Here is a 17,707-nt window from a genome sequence, read left to right as displayed (position 1 = left end):
GGAGCAATGGCATGAGCACCGTCATGGCCGGCGACAAAGTTCAGATCAACTACACCGGAAAATACGAAAGCGGCGAGATCTTCGATAGCTCGCAAGGCCGCGAGCCCCTGGCCTTCACCGCCGGCGGGCCCGAGCTGATCCCCGGCGTCAGCAACGCCGTCATCGGCATGAGCGTGGGCCAGAGCAAGACCGTGACCATCGCCCCCGAGGACGGCTACGGCCCGCACAACCCCGAGCTGACCCAGCGCGTGGAGTTGGCGCGCATGCCGCCCAACGTCCAGGTGGGCATGCAGCTTCAGGCCCAGATCCAAGACCAGATGGTCTCGTTCTGGGTCACCGAGGTCGACGCCGATTTCGCCACCGTCGACGCCAACCATCCCCTGGCCGGCAAGGTGCTGGTCTTTGACATCGAGCTGCTGGCCATCGGAGCCTGAACACCTTCGAGCGCGCGATAACGTCAACACCCCCGTTAGGCCGCAGGCCTGGCGGGGGTGTTTCGTTGGACGCGGCGGCCGCCCTTGAGTTGCCCGGCGGTTTGTCGCTATAATTGCCGATCGCGGTGACAACCCCGCGAGCAAACGCCACAAATCGTTTCGGGAGGACTCATGAAAAAATACCTCGGACTGGCGCTGATGATTGGATTGTTCGTACTGGCGGGGGCGGCCCAGGCCGAAGACGACATCCCCAACCTGGTGGGCGTCTGGCAAGCCCAGATGGACGTCACGCAAATCCATTCGGCCCGGGGCAACTTCGTCAAACGCCTCGAAAAAGTCGAAGTGTTCATCGACAGCCAGCAAGGGCGCGCGTTCAGCGGCCGCAAGCTGCATCATGCGGGCGGCAAGATCGTCTCCGAAAACATCTCCGGCGTTATTGATTGGGATGACAAAACCATCTATGTCGTCGATCACGACAAGGGCTTGACGCGGGCCGCCATCGAGTCGCCCACCGATATTCGCGGCGTCTACCTCGAAGACGGGCCCGAGGCCAAGGTCGTGCTGATCACCTGGAAAAAGATGAAGTAGCGGGCGAGCCTGACCCCGTCCGCCGGATTCCTGGTCAAAAGGCCAAAATATTGATCGAGCGATGGCCGATGCGGCACGGGCGCATCGGCCATCGCTCGATCGCCACGACGACGCATGCGCGCGAACATTGCCGGGCGCGGGCGCTAACGCGAATCCAACTCGTCTTCGTTCAGGGGCCGCCCGCAGGCCGGGCAGGCGCTGATTTCCTGATTTTGCTCGTCGAAAAAGCGGCAGCGCCAGCCGCCTTCGCCCTGGGCGCGGATGTATTCCAGCCAGACCTCCTGGCCGCAGGGGCAATAGGCGACTTGGCTGTAGACCATGGGGCTACTCCCGGTTGAGGGCCACCGGCTTGTAGACCGAGCGCGGCGCGTTGAGCGAGGGCCGGTTGGCGGCCAGATTGCGCACCTGCCAGTCCTCGGCCAGGGTGTAGGCGGTCTGGCCGTCGCGGGGGCCGGCGTTGGTCAGAAAGCCCTCGGCGATCCAGCCGTCGACCAGGGCCCGGCCGTTTTCCTCGCTCAGACCCAGGACGCGGGCGATCTCGGCCACGGTCAAGCGGTCGTTTTCGTTGAACATGGGCAGGACGCGTTTTTTGTCCTTGGGCAGTTTGCGCCGGGCCTCGGCGTCCTGGCGATCGTTGCGGCTTTTGCGGCTTTCGGGCGGCTGGGGGCCTCCTTCGGCCAAGTATAGGTGAACGTTGGTTAAAAAACCCTGGACCAGCCATTCGCCCAACAACCCGGATTGGCGAAGCTCGTCGGCCTGCATGGTGGCCGCGAACTCGCGCCACTGGGCCATGGTCTTGTCGCTGACTTCGATTTCGATGCGCGGCATTGTTTCGCTCCGTCTTTAGGGGCATATTTACCATTTATGGCCCGGCCGGTCCAGGGCGGGGCGCTTGGGGCTGGCCTTTGGCCGAGGGCGATAGTAGATTAATTCAACCATGGGAGGCTTTCATGCCGGCCAACAACGACCACTTGGCGATCATCTGGCTGTGCCTGAGCCGGCCCGGCCCCGGCCCCGAACTGACCGCCGCCCGCGCCCTGCGCCAAGCCCTGGAGGGCCACGCCCGCACGTTGATCCTGGGGCCGGAGGGGTCCGACGGCGTCGACCTGCGCCTGGGCCGGCGGCTGGACCTGGGCCCGGCCCTGGAGGCCTGCCCCGACGAGCTGCGGCCGGCGGCGGTGATCTGCCTGGGCGCGGCGATTCCGGCCGGCCTGGAGCTTGCGCCCTGCCCTTGCCTGGCCTGGGGACCGGCGACCGGCTGCGATCAAACCCTGCCCGCGCCGGCCGATCAGGCCGCCGAGGCCGCCATGGCGGCCCTGGGCCGGGGACCGCGCCTGAGCTGGCTGGCCCACGTGCAGGTCAACATGCCCCTGGGCGATCTGCTGGGCCGCTACGAAGCCCTGGCCCGTTCGGCCCCGGTCAACCTGGAGATCGGCCTGGACGCCAGCGCCCTGGATAGCTGCGGCCCCGCCGAGATGGCCCGGGCCAAGGCCATCATCGCCGGTCGGCGCATTACGGCCCATCTGCCGTTCATGGATCTCTATCCGGCGGCGGCCGACCCGCTGATGGCGGCGGCGGCGGCGCGACGCCTGGAAATGGCCGTGACGACGGCCCTGGAGTTGGGGGCGATCCAGGCGGTGGGGCACCTGGGCTTTTGGCCGATGATGCACCGCGACGTGGCCGCCTTTGCCGCGCGCCACGCCACGGCCATGACGCCCATCGCCCAGGCCCTGGCCGCCGGCGGCTGCCGCCTGGTGTTGGAAAACACCATGGAGCCAGACCCCGCGCCCCTGCTGGCCTGCCGCCGCGCCCTGAGCGAAAGCTCCGGCGTGGAGGTGGGCTTTTGCCTGGACGTGGGCCACGCCAACAGCTTTTCGCGCACCAGCCTGCCCGCGTGGTGGCGGGCCATGGAAAGCCATCTGTGGGAGATGCACCTGCACGACAACGACGGCAGCGACGATTCCCACTATCCGCCGGGTAGCGGCCGCATCGACTGGGCCTTCATCGCCGAGGGCTTGCGCGGCCTGAGCACGAAGCCGATCTTGACCCTGGAGCCCCACACCGAAGCCCATTTCTGGGCCTCGCTGCGCGGCCTGGAACGGCTGTGGGGCCGGCCCGAGGCCTAGGCCGCGCGGCCCAAAAAGGAGGACGCCGATGATCATCGACGCCCGAAAAGCCCAGGCCTGGGCCCTGGCCCTGGTCGCGGCGGCCGTCCTGATCGGCCTGGGCTATTGGCTGGGCGGGGAGGCCGCCCAGGAGCGCCTGAACCTGGCCCTGGCCGACGCCGACCACTACAACCGTCAAGCCGCCCGCCAGGCGGCCATCAACACCCAGTTGCAAAACCGCCTGACCGAACTGGAGCGCCTGCTGGCGCAATCGCTGGCCGTCACGGAAGCTGGCCCGGCCCAGGAGGTCAAAAGCCGCCTGCTGCGCCGCGGCCAGGCGGTGATCCTGCTGGGCGGGGCCCTGGTGGCCACGCTGGAGGATGTCACGCTGGAGCCGGCCATGGCGCGCATCGGCCTGCAAAACGCCGGCGGCGAAAAAGGCCGGGCCGAGTTGGCGGTCGGCGCGGAAACGCTGATCCGGGCCAGCGGTCGGGTCTATCGCCTGGTGCTCAAAAAGGTCACGGTCAATTCGGCCACCATCGCCCTGCTGGCCCGCTGAGCCCGGCCTTGGCCGTCGAAAAATCGCCACAACGAATATATTTATATGCGTATTTGACAGCGGGCCTGAATCAGGTTTAGTCTGTGGCATCGTGCAGTTGGCTTGCCGCGTATCTTTTGACCGAGCCGCCGGTCACGGCGGGCGGTTCATCAACATGGGAGGGGTCGTTTGGTCACCGAATACCTGATGGCTTTTGGTTTCCTGGTCGTCATCACCGTGGTGGTGATGGTGGGGGCGCACTTCGTGCTGGGCCGCACGCTGGCCTACAAGATGATGGTCCGCCTGAGCCCCGGCCTGGTGCTCACCTACGCCAACTCGTACCTGTGGGGGCAGATAGGCATCGATAACTGGCTGTTTTCGTTTGGCATACTATGCTTCGGCGGCCTGGTGATGTTCTTGTGCTTCTGGTGGGCCCACCGCTCCATCGTCGTGCCGATGATGAGCGCCTCGCAAAAGATGCGCGTTGGCGGCGGGCAACTCACCGCCGCCGCCGGGGTGGTCGCGCGGGCGGCCGACGACCTGGCCGACGGCTCGTCGAGCCAGGCCGCTTCGCTGGAGCAGTCGGCCGCCTCGTTGGAGCAGATGGCCTCGATGATCCGCCAGAACGCCGATCACGCCGCCCAGGCCGACACCCTCATGAACGAGACCAAACAGACCGTGGGCCGGGCCAGCCAGGCCATGGTCAACCTCAACACCTCCATGCAAGACATCAGCGCCGCCAGCGTCGAGACGTCCAAAATCATCAAAACCATCGATGAAATAGCATTCCAGACCAACCTGCTGGCCTTGAACGCCGCCGTGGAGGCCGCCCGGGCCGGCGAGGCCGGGGCGGGATTTGCCGTGGTGGCCGACGAGGTGCGCAACCTGGCCATGCGCGCCGCCGAGGCGGCCAAGAGCACGGCCACGCTCATCGAGGGCACCGTGCACAAGATCGACGACGGCGTCAAGCTCGTCTCGTCGGCCGGCAAGGTCTTCGAGGAGGTCGCCGGCAATTCGGGCAAGGTGGCCGAGTTGATCTCCGAGATCGCCTCGGCCAGCCGCGAGCAGGCCCAGGGCATCGACCAGGTCAACACGGCCGTGGCCCAGATGGACAAGGCCACCCAGCAGAACGCCGCCAACGCCCAGGAGGCCGCCGCCGCCGCCGGCCAGATGCACGGCCTCTGCGCCGACATCGCCGATCTGGCCGAAGAGATCATCGAGCGCCTGGGCGGCAGGGCCGACGAGGCGCCCACCGCGCGGACCGCTCCCCAGCCGGCGGCCCGGCCCATGCCCGCCCCGCCCAAAGCCGCGCCCGCGCCCCAGCCCAAGGCGGTTCAGCCCGAACATCGCCGCCTGGGCAGCCAGGCCCCGCGCCAGATCGAAAACAAGCGCCCGCCCAAGCCCGAGGACGTCATCCCCTTTGACGACGAGGTGGATTTCAAGGAGTTCTAGCCAGCCGCGCGCGCCCTCGGACCGGCCCGAGGGCGCGCGCCGCCGTTGGCCAACCCGGCCGAATAATCCCCGCCGCCCTCGCCACGCGTGACTTGTTTGTCACCGATTGTTCATAGCCCCGTCATGGCCAAAAAGCGACTTTGGTGTAGGCTGCAAAACCAGCAATAAACGCCAAAGGAACCTCAACAGCGCCGGAGGCCGTGGACATGCTTAAGCCCAATAGCGACGCCTGGTTGCAATCCCATTGCCAGCAGTTGATCGACTGCCCCAACCAGCCTGGCAAGCTGCGCATCAGCGCGGCCAGTTGCGCCAAGCGTTACGATCTCGCCAACCAATCCCGCTACCAAAGCATTTCCGGCGACAGCCAAGACATCGTGGCCTTCAAGTTCAATCTCGCCCACTGCCGCGGGTGCGAGATCGGCGCGGCCATGGCCGGAAAGGACGCGGCCGCCTGAAGGCCGAGCTTTCTCCTTTCTCTCCCCCCGAAAAGCCCAGCCGGGCTCCCCGCGGTCGGCGCTATCCGGCCGCGGGGTTTCTTTTGCCCGGCCGGCCGCGGGGTGCTATATTCTTGGCCATGCCTAACTTTTATTTCGGGGGAAACGACATGCCAAAAACAAAGATCGCCCTGCTGGCCCTGGTCGCCATCCTGGCCGCCCTGCGCGCCGCGCCGGCCCCGGCCGCCGACAAGCTCGTCGTAGCCGTGGGCGTGGCCCCGCTGGCCTATCTGGCCGAACAGGTCGGCGGCGATCGCCTTCAGGTCGAGACGCTGGTCGGCCCCGGCCAATCGCCGCACACCTTCGAGCCCACCGCCCGGCAGATGGTCCGCCTGAGTCAGGCCAAGCTGCTGTTCATCATCGACCTGCCCTTCGAGCGAGTCCTCGCGCCCAAGGTCGCGGCCAACAACCCCGGCCTGCGGGTGATCGACCTGCGCCAGGGCCTGCCCACGCGCCATTTCGGCCCGGCCGAGGCCCATCATCACGACCACGACCACGACGCCACGCATCATCATCACGACCACGACGCCGAACCCGATCTGCACGTCTGGATGAGCCCGCGCCTGGCCAGCCAAATGGCCGCCGCCATGGCCCAGGCCTTCAGCGCCGCCGATCCGGCCGGCCGGGACGTCTATCAGGCCAACCTGGCCGCCCTGCAAAAGCGCCTGGCCGATTTGGATCAAGCCATCGCGCGGGCCCTGGCCCCGCTACGCGGCCGGCAGGTGTTTGTCTTTCATCCGGCCTTTGGCTATCTGCTCGATGATCACGGCCTGCGCCAGGTGGCCATCGAGTTCGAGGGCAAATCGCCCGGACCCAAGCGCCTGGCCCAGTTGATCGACCTGGCCAAGCGTCAGCGCGTGCGGGTGATCTTTGTCCAGCCGCAGTTTTCCGACGCCAGCGCCAAGGCCCTGGCCGAGGCCATCGACGGCGCGGTGCTGCCCCTGGACCCCCTGGCCCACGATTACGAGGCCAACCTGCGCGCCATGGCCGCCCAGATCGCCCAGGCCCTCCAGCCGCAAGGGGCCGGCCAGGGCCGTTAGCGAAAGTGGCAGGCGCAGAGCCGGCGCGGCGTGACGGGCCGCAGAGCCGGCCGCTTTTGCCGGCAGATGGCGGCGGCCTCGGGGCAGCGGGGGTGAAAACGGCAGCCGGTCGGCGGGTCCAGGGGGCTGGGCGTCTCGCCCAAGACCGGCGGCGCGGCCGGCCGGCGGGCCGGGTCGGCCTGGGGGGCCGAGGCCAAGAGCGCGGCGGTGTAGGGGTGCATGGCCGGGTCGGCAAAGTCTTGGGCCGCGAAGACATCGACCACGCCGCCCAGGTACATCACCGCCACCCGGTCGGCCATGTGGCGCACCACGGCCAGGTCGTGGGCCACGAAAACATAGGTCAGGCCCAGTTTCTGGCGCAGATCCATCAGCAGATTGAGCACCTGGGCCTGGATGGAGACATCCAGGGCGCTGACCGGCTCGTCGGCCAGCACCAGGCTGGGCCGCAGGGCCAGGGCCCGGGCGATGCCGATGCGCTGGCGCTGTCCGCCGCTGAACTGGTGGGGATAGCGGCTGGCGTGCTCGGGGCCCAGGCCCACTTCCTCCAGCAATGACGACACCTTGGCGGCGGCCTGGCGACGCGTGCAGACCCCGTGGATGATAAACGGCTCGGCCAGGGCCGAACCCACTGTCAGCCGGGGGTTTAGCGAAGTCACCGGGTCTTGGAAGATGATCTGCAAGCGCCGCCGCATGCGCCGCAGCCCCTCGCCCTTGAGGCTGGCCAGATCGTGGCCCTCGAACAGCGCCGCGCCGGCGCTGGGCCGCAGCAGGCCCACGGCCAGACGGCCCAGGGTTGATTTGCCGCAGCCGCTTTCGCCCACCAGGCCCAGCACCTCGCCCTGGGCCACATCCAGGCAAACGTCGTCGACCGCCAGAAGCGAGCGCTTGCCCGCGCCCAAAAAGCCCGTGGCCACCCGGAAGCTGCGGCTCAGGCCACGCAGGCTCAGCAACGTCTCGGCGCTCATGCCGCCTCCCGCCGCCGGGCCCTGGCCCGGTCGTGATGCAGATAACAACGCACCCAGTGATCCGGCGCCACCTGCCACAGCTCTGGCTCGGCCTCTTGGCAGGGCCCGAAACGCCGGGGGCAGCGGTTGCTGAAAACACAGCCCGCCGGCAGCCGGTCCAGCGCCGGGGCCGCGCCGCCGATGGTCGGCAGCCTTTGGCCGCGCGGCGCGCTCAGCGAGGGCCGGCACGCGAGCAGACCGTTGGCGTAGGGGTGCAGGGGGTTGGCGAAAAACTCGGCCACCGGCGCTTGCTCGACCAGGCGACCCATGTACATCACCGCCACCTGATCGGCGGTCTGGGCCACCACGGCCAGATCGTGGGTGATCAACAGCACCGCCGCGCCGGTTTGTTGGCGCAACTGATCCATCAGGCGCAGAATCTGGGCCTGGATCGTCACGTCCAGGGCCGTGGTCGGCTCGTCGGCCAGCAGCAGACGCGGCGACATGGCCAGGGCCATGGCGATCATCACCCGCTGGCGCATGCCGCCGCTTAGCTGGTGGGGATAGCTCTTGGCCCGCCGGGCCGGATCGGCGATGCCCACCTGGGCCAGGGCCGACACGGCCAGCTCCCAGGCCTGGGCCTTGCTCACGGGCCGGTGGGCCCGCACGCCCTCGGCGATCTGGCGGCCCACGGTGAACACCGGGTTGAGGCTGGTCATGGGCTCTTGGAAGACCATCGCCGCCTGGGCCCCGCGAAAGGCGCGCAGGCGCTCCTCGGGCGCGCCGACCATCGCGCGGCCCTCGAAAATCACCTGGCCGGCCTCGATGCGCCCCGGCGGCGGGACAAGGCCCATCACGCCCAGGGCGGTCATGGATTTGCCGCAGCCGCTTTCGCCCACCAAGCCCACGATCTGGCCCGGACGGACTTCCAGATCCAGTTCGTCGACCGCGCGCGGCCAGCGGCCCTGAATAGGAAAAGCGATGGACAGGCCCTTGATGGCCAACAACGGTTCGCTCATGGCGGCTCAGCTCCGCGCCAGGCCCAACACCGCGCGCACGTCCATGACGTTGGTGCGGGTGGGCCCGGTGATGATCAAATCATCCAGCTCCTGAAAAAAATGATAGGCGTCGTGGTTGGCCAAAAACTTGGCCTGATCCAGGCCCAACGCCTCGGCCCGGGCCATGGTCTGGCCGTCGGCCCAGGCCCCGGCGGCGTCGGTGGGGCCGTCGGTGCCGTCGGTGCCCAACGAAAAGGCCAGCACGCCCTCCAGCCCGGCCAGGTCCGGCGCGGCGGCCAGGGCGAACTCCTGGTTGCGGCCGCCCAGGCCCGTGGCCCGGCCCAGGCTGACGGTGGTCTCGCCGCCGCTGAGCAGGCAAAAGGGCGCGGCCACGGGCCGGCCGTGCTCCAGGGCCTCGCGGGCGATGGCCGCGTGCATGCGGGCGATGTCCTTGGTCTCGCCCTCGATGGTGGTCGAGAGGATCAAGGCCGTGTAGCCCAGGCTGGCGGCGGTGTGGGCGGCGGCCTCGATGGCCTGGCGGTTGCTGGCCACGATCAGGTTGAACGCCCGCCGCAGGGCCGGGTCGTCGGCCTTGGGCGTATCGGCGATGCGGCCGGCCAGGCCATCTTCGATGCGTTGGCGCACGGCGGCCGGGGCTTGTTCCCACACGCCGCGCGCCAGCAACGCCTGGCGGCAGTGGGCCCAGGTGGATTCATCGGCCACGGTGGGTCCGCTGGCGATGACGTCCAGACGGTCGCCGACGACGTCGCTGATGATCAGGCTCACCACGGTGGCCGCGCCGGCCAGGCGGGCCAGGTTGCCGCCCTTGAGGGCGCTGAGGTGCTTGCGGATGGCGTTGATCTGGCCGATGTCGGCCCCCGAGGCCAGCAGCAGCCGGGTGATCTCCTGCTTGTCGGCCAGGCTCAGGCCGGGGGCCGGGGCTGGCAACAGGGCGCTGCCGCCGCCGCTGAGCAGGCAAAAGACCAGCGTGTCGGCGGCGGCGTTGCGGGCCAGCAGCTCGGCCACGGCCTGGGCCGCGGTCACGCCGCGCTGGTCGGGCACGGGGTGGCTGGCCTCGAGGATGCGCGTGAGGGCGGTCGGCCCGCCGTGGCCGTCCTTGACCACCACCACGCCCTCGGCCAGGCGCGGGCCCAGCACGGCCTCCAGGGCCTGGGCCATGGGCTGGCCGGCCTTGCCCGCGCCCACGCAGACAATGCGCCGAAAGGCCCGCAGGTCGAAGCGGCGCGGGCCCACCCAGAGTTCGTCGCCCGCCAGGCGCAGGGCCCGGCTCACGGCGCGGGCCGGGTCGGCGGCCTCCAAGGCGGCCTGGATGATTTTGCACGCGTCCTGGCGCGAGCGTCGGGCCTGGCTCACGATCTCCTCCGGCAAAAAATGAAGCGGGGGAGCGCGGCCCCGTCAAGCGGCCACGCTCCCCCGGCGCTGGTCGTCAGACCGGCGGACAAAGCTTACTGCAGGGTCTTCTTGCTGCAGTTTTCGCCGCGCTGGCCGCTGAACTCGCGGATGTACTTGCCGCAGTTGCGCTCGGTCCAGGTGGGCTGCATGTACTGCTGGATGACGATCTGACCGGCGAAGGCGTTGACAAAGGGATAGCCCTTCTGAGCCCAACCGACCACGCCGCCCTCGTTGACCTTCTTGTCGCCGTCCTTGATCGGACCGACGTAGTAGACGTTGGTGTAGCCGTACTTGTAGAGGAACGCCGCGACGTAGGCGGCCCGGTGGGCGGTGCGGCAGAACACGAAGATCTTGGCGTTGGGATCGGGCACGGCCTTGGGAATGGTGTACATGTGGCCGGCGTGGATGTGGCTGGTGCCCTCGATGTGGAAGGCGTCGAACTCGGGATGGGTGCGCACGTCGAGCAGGATGGCGTCGCTCTGGCCGGCGAGAACCTTCTGCCACTCGGCGTAGAGAGCGTCAACGTTGACGATCTTGTCCTTGGGGATGACCGAGGTGAATTCTTTCCAGAAAGCCTTCTCTTTGTCGACCAGGGGATTGTCGGCGGCCATGGCCACCGTGGCCACGCTGGCCATGAACATGACGGCCATCATGATGCTGACGAATTTTTTCATTTTTCCACCTTTCCATTCACGGTAGTGTGATTGTTCACCAACGCCCGGCCACGCGCGGGCCAGGCGAAACCTTGCATCAGCAGCCTTCGTCGTGGCCGATGACCATGCCGCCGCCAGCCTTGGGCGGGGCCGGCATGGCCGGAGCCGGAGCTGGAGCCGGTGGCGCGGCGGCGGCGGCGGCCGGGGCCGGCGAGGCCGCGTCGGTGCTGACGACCCGGCCAGCCTTTTTGACCTGCTCGGCCACGTCGTAGATCACGCAGAGGTCGTAGAAGGACCAGGCCGTCTCGGAGGAGGGATCGGCCTGAAGGGCCTGCTTGAAGTAGGCCTTGGCCTGGCCATAGAGGCCGCGCTGGAAGGATTCCTGGCCGAAGCGCAGGCTTTCGGCGGCGGCCTGGGGATCGCCGGCCGGCGTGGAGCCCTGTTGGGCCGTGGCCGCCAGGGTCAGCCCGAGGACGAGAGCCAGCGCCATGGCCAACGCCATGCGTTTGTTTTTCATAGGCTACCTCGATTTGTTGGCCGACCGCCGCCAAGAGCGCCGGGGTTCAGCCTCGCGCCGGCGGCCGCATGATCGGAAATCACATTCGCGCTTTAGTATAGCAAGGGCCAAAATCAAACTCAACGGTCTAAAAAACCCAGTTCCGCGCGGGGTTGACCGATCATTCGTCCAGCAGGCCGGCGTCCCTGGCCCGCTGGCGGCGAGCGATTTCGTTGACCAGCCGGCCCAGACAGGTCTTGGCCTCGGGCGTGGTTTCGACAAACTGCACGGCCGTGGTCGTGGGCGCGCGGGGGGATGTCGCGCCATCGCGCGAGGTGCGCACCACCCGGGCCCGCAGGCCCAGCGACAGGTTTTCGGCCTCCATCAGCAGTTCGATGACCTGGTCATGCTCCAGGGCCAGGTTGCGGTGGTGATTGAAACGCGCCCCGCCCACCGAGATGTCGAGCAGCACCAACTCGGGGCCGTCGGGGGCCAGAAGCAGGCGCAGCGGCGCCTCGGAGGTCGGCTCGACGCGGTAGTGCAGGCGCAGGGTGGTGCGCTCGAGCCTGTGGGGCTTGGGCGCGACGATGATGTTGTCGGTCAGGCGCTCGTCGACCTTCCAGCCGTCAATGACGCGCAGGATCTTGGTTTTGTAGCCCAGGCGCAGATACTCGGCCCCGCGGTCGGGGTGGGGGATCAGGAAGGTTATCTCCACCGTCTGGCCCTCGGCGCGCTTGGCCAGGGGCGGGTTGGTCTGGGCCAGGATCAGCAGCCCGCCCTTGACGATGTCGTGGACCATGCTGGGGCGCACGTCGATCCGGTCACTGACCAGATCGGCCGCCACGGCCAGGCAGACCTGGCGGCCGGGCCTGAGCGCCTCGGCCAGAAGCTCTTCTTGGGTGGGCTCGGGCCGGGGCTTGGGCTTGGCCGCCGGCGGCTTGGCCGGCGCTTTTTTGCGCGTAAAAATCATTGCGCGACAACCGGTCCCGCCCTGCCCGGTCTTGACAGGGCTCCGAGCAAGCTCCACTATAGGGCCAACGCGCCCCTCGTTAACCTAACGAATCGACCAGGACTCGAAGCATGGAAGTCTTTCTAATAAATTTGCTCCAGTTCGTCAATTATGTCCTACATGTGTACATGTGGATCGTCATCATCGCCGCGCTGGTCAGTTGGGTCAGCCCCGATCCCTACAACCCGATCGTGCGCTTTCTATCGCGGGCCACCGAGCCGGTCTACGCCAGGATCAGGCGTCTTTTGCCCACCAATTTCGGTGGGTTGGACATCGCGCCCATGATCGTGATCTTCGCCATCCTGCTGGTGCAGCGGGTGCTGCTGGGCAGCCTCCTGGAGTTGCTGGCCCGCTGAGGTCGCCGCATCGCTAGTTGGTGAAACAGACCTCCACCGTGAAGTCGCCGCTGGCGGTGCTGAACGGTATGGCGATCACGGGGCTATTGGTCATATGCTTGATGGTGTGTTGCTTGCCCGTGATCACCGAAGGGATGGCGGCCTTGAGCATCACGCCTTTTTCCGAAAGCTCGCGCCGGGCGTCGCCGGAGATCATATTGGTGATCTCGCCCACGGCGTCTTCCACCTCGCGGTTGATGGCGGTGATCTTTTCACCGAACATGTTGCTGACGATGTTGATGATGCACTCTTCGGTGAACGAAACCGAAAGCGAGCCCTCACTTTCGCCGGTGATGCCAATGACCGCCGAAACGTCACCGGTGGCGTGGTGGTCTTTTTTCAGAAACGGCTTGCCAGGCTTGACTTCCGTGAAGGCCATGGTTTTGATGACGTTGACGGTGGCGGACAAAAATGGGTTTATCAGTTCGACGTTCATGTGGCGTATCCATGGTAAGGTTTCGGCGTCGCTTCGGCTGGGGCGGCCTTTGAAATCATCATAAACCAGATTTAACCATCTGCGTTGCTCATAAGCAAGCGAGAGGATAAGATCGGTGAGCGATTCCGACCGGTGGGAGCGAAAAGAGCGGCGGACGATTTTCCGGCACCACGTGCTGGAGGCCAGCATGAGCCATTGCCGGCGCGGCGACGGCCTCGAGCGTGATTTCGTGGTGCTGGCCAGCCCCGATTGGGTCAACGTGGTGCCCCTGACCGCCGACGGCCAAGTGGTGCTGATCAGGCAGTTTCGCGTGGGGTCCAACGACTGGGCCATCGAGATCCCCGGCGGCATGATCGATCCCGGCGAGCGGCCCATCGACGCCGCGGCCAGGGAGATGCGCGAGGAGACCGGCTACGACGCCGACGAGCTTGTCTACCTGGGCAAGGTCAACCCCAACCCGGCCCTGTTCGAAAACACCTGCTACACCTTTTTGGCCAAAAACGCCGCGCCCAAGGCAGACCAGCGCCTGGACGAGGGCGAGATGATCGAGGTCTTCACCGCGCCGCTGGCCGAACTGCCGGCCATGGTCGCCGACGGCCGCATCGACCACAGCCTGGTCGTCTCGGCCCTGGCTTTTTTCTGGTTGCACCGGGGCCTGACCGACAAGGCGGGCCGCTGAGGCCGCGAGGAGCCGCCATGGCCGATCAAAACGCGCTCTCCCGCCTGCCCAAGATCGACCAGGTCCTGGCCCAGGCGGCCCTGGCCGAGGCCCTGGACCAACTGCCCCGCGCCCTGGTGCTGCGGGCCGCGCGCCAGAGCGTGGACCAACTGCGCCGCGACATCATCCACGGCGCGGCCCCGCCCGAGGCCGAACTCTCGGCCCAGGCCGTCGCCGCCCGCGCCGCCGATCTGGCCCGCCAGATGGCCCGGCCCAGCCTGCGCGGGCTGATCAACGCCACCGGCGTGGTCGTCCACACCAACCTTGGCCGCTCGGTGCTGGCCGAACAGGCCATCGCGCGCATCGTGGCCACCAACGGCTCCTACAGCAATCTGGAATACAACCTGGAAGGCGGCCGCCGGGGCAGCCGCTACGAACACGTGGCCGGCGTGCTGCGCGAGATCACCGGGGCCGAGGCGGCGCTAGTGGTCAACAACAACGCCGCGGCGGTTTTTTTGGCCTTGCAGAGCCTGGCCGCCGGCCGCGAGGTCATTGTCAGCCGGGGCCAGTTGGTCGAGATCGGCGGGTCGTTTCGCATCCCCGACGTCATGGCCCGCAGCGGGGCCATCCTGCGCGAGGTGGGGGCCACCAACAAGACCCACATCCACGACTATGAACGGGCCATCAGCGACCAGACCGCCCTGCTGCTCAAGGTCCACACCAGCAATTTCGCGGTGGTGGGCTTTCACCAGGAGGTGGCCCTGCCCGAGTTGGTCGCCCTGGGCCGCAAACGGGGCCTGCCGGTGATGGACGACCTGGGTTCGGGCTGTTTCGTGGATCTGGCCGCCTTTGGCCTGCCCCGCGAGCCCACCGTGCAGGACGCCCTGGCCATGGGCGCCGACCTGGTCGCCTTCAGCGGCGACAAGCTCCTTGGCGGGCCCCAGGCCGGCATTTTGCTGGGCCGGGCCGATCTGATCGGCCTGCTGCGCCAAAACCCGATCAACCGGGCGTTGCGCATCGACAAGCTGACCCTGGCCGCCCTGGAGGCCACGCTGGAGCTTTACCGCGATCCGCAAAAGGCCATCGAGCAGATACCGACCCTGCGCATGCTCTCGACGCCTTACGACGAACTGGCGACCCGGGCCGCCGCGCTTTTGCGCAAGCTGCGGGCCTTGAAGCTGCCCCGGCTCGCCGTGCGCGGCCTGCGCGGGACGAGCCTGGTCGGCGGCGGGGCCTTGCCCCTGGCCGCGCCGGACAGCCGCCTGCTGGAAGTGGCGATCGAGGGCCGCAGCGCCACCGCCCTGGAGGCGGCCCTGCGCGCCTGGCGCAAGCCGATCATCTGCCGGCTCGACGACGGCCGCCTGCTCATGGACATGCGCACCATCCTGCCGGCCGACTGGGCCGAAATCATCGCGGCCTGCAAGGCCCTGGCCGCCTGACAACCACGGGGGAAAGCCCTTGCCCATCGCCGCCAACTCCGGCCACGCCCAGCAACTCAGCTATGAGGCCCTCGTCCGCTACGAGGAGACCATCAAACCGCCCTTTCGCCGGGCCCTGAAAAGCGGCCGGGTGGACCTGCTGCCGCCGCCGATCGACGAGCCCGGCCGCAACGACCCCCTGGCCAGGGCCGCCAACCACGGCCGGGCGCTTTACGACGAGGCCGGGGCGCGTTTGCTGATCCCCCTGCGCGATGAAGGCCGCTGCCTGGCGGTGCTGGCCGTGCACGAGGTCTCGGCCAAGCAGCTTACCGGCGAGGTGGGGCCGTTTCTGGCCTCGCTGGTGGAGGCGGCCATGGAGGCGGCCCGACTGCGCCAGAGCCGCGATCTGGACCCCACCAGCGGCCTGTTCATCGAGCCGGTGCTGGATGAAGCCATGGCCGGGGCCATCAGCCGCCTGCGGCCGTCGTTGAGCCGCGGCCGGCCGGCCCTGGGGGCCCAGCACCCCGGCGGGGTCTGCCTGGCGTTGCTGGAGGTCGACGCCCTGGCCGCCCTGCAAGAGCGTCACGGCCGCCGCCTGGCCGATCGCGCCTTGGCCGTCACGGCCGGCCGCCTGCGCGAGGCCGCCGCCGACAGCATCTGCCTGGCCCGCCTGGGCAACGCCCTGGCCGTCTTGTGGTCCGACGACGAGGGCCAGCCCCGCCAGGCCGCCGAGGAGATCATGGCCCGCCTGGAAGGCATCCGCCTGGAGACGCCCCAGGGCCCGGCCTGGCCCCTGGGCCTGCGCCTGGGCGCGGCCACCATCAATGCGGCCGACTGCCGGGGCCTGGCCGTGGACCTGGCCGCCCAGCAAAAGGCCAGGGCCCAGCGGGCCTTGCAAACCACCCGCCGCGCCGGGGCCGGAGCGCTGATCTTTTTCGAAGACATCGCCGAGCGCTGGGGCCGCCTGAGCCAGGTGCTGCCCCTGGACAAGGCCATCATCGACCTGGGCCGCGCCGACGGCCTGGCCCAGGGCCAACGCTTCCAGGCCCTGGATCAAGCCGGCCTGGCCCGGGCCGAACTGATCGTCCTGGACGTGGCCGAGGATGAATCGGTGGCCCAGATCGTGGCCGTCAACCAGCCCACCGAGCCGCCCCGGCCCGGCGACGCCCTGCGCCTGGCCCCCGCGGCCGATTCGGAAAAGGCCGCCGCCGGCCAGGCCGGCCCCCGTGAGGAGATCGTCATCGGGGCCCAGCGCCTGGAGGCGGCCGTCGATCAGGCCACGGGCCTGCTCACCCGCCTGTCGCTGGCCCAGGCCCTGGGCCTTTTGTGCGAACAGGCCCAGCCCATGGCCGCCGTGCTCGCCCGCATCGAGGGCCTGGAAGGCGTGCGCCAGATCAGCGGCCACCTGGGGGCAGAGGCCCTCATGCGCGCCCTGGCCGAGGAGGCCCGCCTGGCCTTTCCGCCCAACGCCGTCCTGGGCCGCCACGCCCCCGACACCCTGGCCGCCCTGCTGCCCGAACAAAGCGTCGAGCAGGCCCGCGACTGGGCCCAGCGGATGACCGAGGCCATGCGCCGCCGCACCGAACGCCCCGTGCGCGCCGGCGCGGCCGCCCACCCCTGCCCCGGCTGGCCGGCCAGCGATATCCTCGAAAACGCCCTCAAGGCCCTGGTGCACGCCGGCTTTCTGGAGCCCTTCGCGGCGGTGGCCTTCGACGCGGTCAGCCTCAACATCAGCGGCGACATGCTTTTCGACCAGGGCTTGATCGCCCAGGCCGCCGCCGAGTACGAAAAGGCCCTGCTGCTCGACCCCAACGAGCCCAACGTGCTCAATTCATTGGGAGTATGCCACGGCCAACAGGGACGGCCCCAACAGGCCATGGAGTACTTCCAAAAGGCCATGGACGCCCAGCCCGACAACTTCATGGCCCACTTCAACATGGGCTGCGCCCTGATGGCCCTCGATCACCTGGAGCAGGCCCGCCGTGGCCTGGAGCGGGCTCTGGAGCTGTCGCCCGGCCACGCCGACAGCCTCTTTCAGTTGGGACGCCTGGCCCAGATGCAGGGCCGCGTGCTGGAGGCCGCCGAGCTGTTGCAACGGGCGGCCAAGGCCCCCGACTGCCGCCGGGCCGTGCATCGCCACCTGGGCGAGGCCCTGGCCGCCCTGGGCCGCGCCGATCAGGCCGAGGCCTGTCTCAAGACCGCCGTTAAGCTCCTGCCCCGCGACGCCGCCGCCCTGGCCGGCCTGGCCGGGCTCTACCTCGACCGCGGGGCCAACCGCGAGATCGCCCTCTCCCTGGCCAGCCGCGCCGCCCGCCTGGAGCCCGATCAGCCCCGGCATCAGGCCCTGTTGGCCCGCGCCCAGCAAGACCTGGGCCGCCTGGAGGAGGCCGCCGCCACCCTGCGCGCGGCCGTGGAGGCCTGGCCCGAAGACCCCTACCTGCCCCTGAGCCTGGGCCGGGTGCTGGCCGCCCAGGGTCAGGCCGACGCCGCCCGACGCCAGATTCTGCGCGCCCTGGAGCTGGAGCCCAATCTGCAAGAGGCCAGGGCCCAACTGGTCGCCCTGGGCTGAGGCCCCAAAAAAGCGCCGGCCCGGGCGCGTGAACATGCCCGAGCCGGCGCTTTGGTCTGTCGGTGAC

20 protein-coding genes are annotated in these 17,707 nt (G+C 68.6%); 11 read left to right on the top strand and 9 right to left on the bottom strand.

Going from position 1 to position 17,707, the window contains the following annotated elements; translation table 11 throughout:
* Window positions 1–11 precede the first annotated feature (11 nt).
* Window positions 12–434 carry an FKBP-type peptidyl-prolyl cis-trans isomerase gene (locus DEBA_RS02625; RefSeq protein WP_013257353.1) on the top strand — a complete coding sequence of 141 codons (423 nt, stop codon included), beginning with the start codon at window positions 12–14 and terminating at the stop codon, window positions 432–434.
* A gap of 171 nt (window positions 435–605) precedes the next feature.
* Entirely contained in the window at window positions 606–1,022 is a 417-nt protein-coding gene (locus tag DEBA_RS02620; RefSeq protein ID WP_013257352.1) for a DUF2147 domain-containing protein, read from the top strand.
* A gap of 143 nt (window positions 1,023–1,165) precedes the next feature.
* Here DEBA_RS02620 and DEBA_RS18295 read toward each other — a convergent pair whose 3' ends face one another.
* Together DEBA_RS18295 and DEBA_RS02615 are read right to left on the bottom strand one after the other, a co-directional pair.
* Entirely contained in the window at window positions 1,166–1,342 is a 177-nt protein-coding gene (locus DEBA_RS18295; RefSeq protein WP_013257351.1) for a hypothetical protein, read from the bottom strand.
* A 4-nt stretch (window positions 1,343–1,346) separates the two neighbouring features.
* On the bottom strand, window positions 1,347–1,850 hold the full coding sequence (locus DEBA_RS02615; protein WP_013257350.1) for a hypothetical protein: 504 nt from the start codon (window positions 1,848–1,850) through the stop codon (window positions 1,347–1,349).
* Window positions 1,851–1,972: 122 nt separating this feature from the next.
* Between DEBA_RS02615 and DEBA_RS16730 the strand changes: the two genes are divergently transcribed.
* The 5 genes from DEBA_RS16730 to DEBA_RS02590 all read left to right on the top strand — a co-directional run bounded on the left by DEBA_RS16730 (window position 1,973) and on the right by DEBA_RS02590 (window position 6,651).
* Window positions 1,973–3,148, top strand: coding sequence for a sugar phosphate isomerase/epimerase family protein (locus DEBA_RS16730; RefSeq protein ID WP_013257349.1), 1,176 nt, complete (start codon window positions 1,973–1,975; stop codon window positions 3,146–3,148).
* A 28-nt stretch (window positions 3,149–3,176) separates the two neighbouring features.
* Entirely contained in the window at window positions 3,177–3,686 is a 510-nt protein-coding gene (locus DEBA_RS02605) for a hypothetical protein (RefSeq protein ID WP_013257348.1), read from the top strand.
* A gap of 168 nt (window positions 3,687–3,854) precedes the next feature.
* Entirely contained in the window at window positions 3,855–5,117 is a 1,263-nt protein-coding gene (locus DEBA_RS18290; protein WP_013257347.1) for a methyl-accepting chemotaxis protein, read from the top strand.
* A gap of 206 nt (window positions 5,118–5,323) precedes the next feature.
* Window positions 5,324–5,572: a hypothetical protein gene (locus tag DEBA_RS02595; protein WP_013257346.1), complete on the top strand. Its 249-nt coding sequence runs from the start codon at window positions 5,324–5,326 to the stop codon at window positions 5,570–5,572.
* A gap of 149 nt (window positions 5,573–5,721) precedes the next feature.
* On the top strand, window positions 5,722–6,651 hold the full coding sequence (locus DEBA_RS02590) for a metal ABC transporter solute-binding protein, Zn/Mn family (protein ID WP_013257345.1): 930 nt from the start codon (window positions 5,722–5,724) through the stop codon (window positions 6,649–6,651).
* Here the strand turns inward: DEBA_RS02590 and DEBA_RS02585 are convergent.
* The 6 genes from DEBA_RS02585 to DEBA_RS02560 form a co-directional block, all read right to left on the bottom strand.
* Window positions 6,648–7,616 (bottom strand): ABC transporter ATP-binding protein, encoded by a 969-nt coding sequence (locus DEBA_RS02585; RefSeq protein ID WP_013257344.1) that lies wholly within the window; start codon window positions 7,614–7,616, stop codon window positions 6,648–6,650. The genes DEBA_RS02590 and DEBA_RS02585 overlap by 4 nt on opposite strands.
* On the bottom strand, window positions 7,613–8,614 hold the full coding sequence (locus tag DEBA_RS02580) for an ABC transporter ATP-binding protein (RefSeq protein WP_013257343.1): 1,002 nt from the start codon (window positions 8,612–8,614) through the stop codon (window positions 7,613–7,615). The genes DEBA_RS02585 and DEBA_RS02580 overlap by 4 nt, the downstream gene beginning before the upstream one ends.
* A gap of 6 nt (window positions 8,615–8,620) precedes the next feature.
* Window positions 8,621–9,967 (bottom strand): glycerate kinase type-2 family protein, encoded by a 1,347-nt coding sequence (locus DEBA_RS02575; protein ID WP_013257342.1) that lies wholly within the window; start codon window positions 9,965–9,967, stop codon window positions 8,621–8,623.
* A 92-nt stretch (window positions 9,968–10,059) separates the two neighbouring features.
* Window positions 10,060–10,680 (bottom strand): rhodanese-like domain-containing protein, encoded by a 621-nt coding sequence (locus DEBA_RS16725; protein WP_013257341.1) that lies wholly within the window; start codon window positions 10,678–10,680, stop codon window positions 10,060–10,062.
* A 76-nt stretch (window positions 10,681–10,756) separates the two neighbouring features.
* The gene (locus DEBA_RS02565; protein WP_013257340.1) at window positions 10,757–11,176 is read right to left on the bottom strand and encodes a tetratricopeptide repeat protein; all 420 of its coding nucleotides are present in this window, start codon (window positions 11,174–11,176) and stop codon (window positions 10,757–10,759) included.
* A 160-nt stretch (window positions 11,177–11,336) separates the two neighbouring features.
* Window positions 11,337–12,125, bottom strand: a complete 789-nt coding sequence (locus tag DEBA_RS02560; protein ID WP_013257339.1) for a PilZ domain-containing protein — start codon at window positions 12,123–12,125, stop codon at window positions 11,337–11,339.
* 110 nt (window positions 12,126–12,235) lie between these two features.
* Between DEBA_RS02560 and DEBA_RS02555 the strand changes: the two genes are divergently transcribed.
* Window positions 12,236–12,520: a YggT family protein gene (locus tag DEBA_RS02555; RefSeq protein WP_013257338.1), complete on the top strand. Its 285-nt coding sequence runs from the start codon at window positions 12,236–12,238 to the stop codon at window positions 12,518–12,520.
* Window positions 12,521–12,533: 13 nt separating this feature from the next.
* Here DEBA_RS02555 and DEBA_RS02550 read toward each other — a convergent pair whose 3' ends face one another.
* Window positions 12,534–12,995 carry a chemotaxis protein CheX gene (locus DEBA_RS02550; RefSeq protein ID WP_013257337.1) on the bottom strand — a complete coding sequence of 154 codons (462 nt, stop codon included), beginning with the start codon at window positions 12,993–12,995 and terminating at the stop codon, window positions 12,534–12,536.
* Between the two features lie 115 nt (window positions 12,996–13,110).
* On the opposite strand from DEBA_RS02550, the gene DEBA_RS02545 reads away from it, so the two are divergent.
* From DEBA_RS02545 to DEBA_RS18545, 3 genes are read left to right on the top strand one after another with little or no spacing between them, the layout of a single operon-like run.
* On the top strand, window positions 13,111–13,674 hold the full coding sequence (locus DEBA_RS02545) for an NUDIX hydrolase (protein WP_013257336.1): 564 nt from the start codon (window positions 13,111–13,113) through the stop codon (window positions 13,672–13,674).
* 17 nt (window positions 13,675–13,691) lie between these two features.
* Entirely contained in the window at window positions 13,692–15,092 is a 1,401-nt protein-coding gene (gene selA, locus DEBA_RS02540; RefSeq protein ID WP_013257335.1) for an L-seryl-tRNA(Sec) selenium transferase, read from the top strand.
* A 19-nt stretch (window positions 15,093–15,111) separates the two neighbouring features.
* The gene (locus tag DEBA_RS18545; RefSeq protein WP_013257334.1) at window positions 15,112–17,640 is read left to right on the top strand and encodes a tetratricopeptide repeat protein; all 2,529 of its coding nucleotides are present in this window, start codon (window positions 15,112–15,114) and stop codon (window positions 17,638–17,640) included.
* The last annotated feature ends 67 nt before the right edge of the window (window positions 17,641–17,707 follow it).

The organism is Desulfarculus baarsii DSM 2075 (assembly GCF_000143965.1).
Lineage (GTDB): Bacteria > Desulfobacterota > Desulfarculia > Desulfarculales > Desulfarculaceae > Desulfarculus > Desulfarculus baarsii.
The sequence above is the reverse complement of the archived record's forward strand: the minus strand, read 5'-3'. Positions and strand labels throughout refer to the sequence as shown.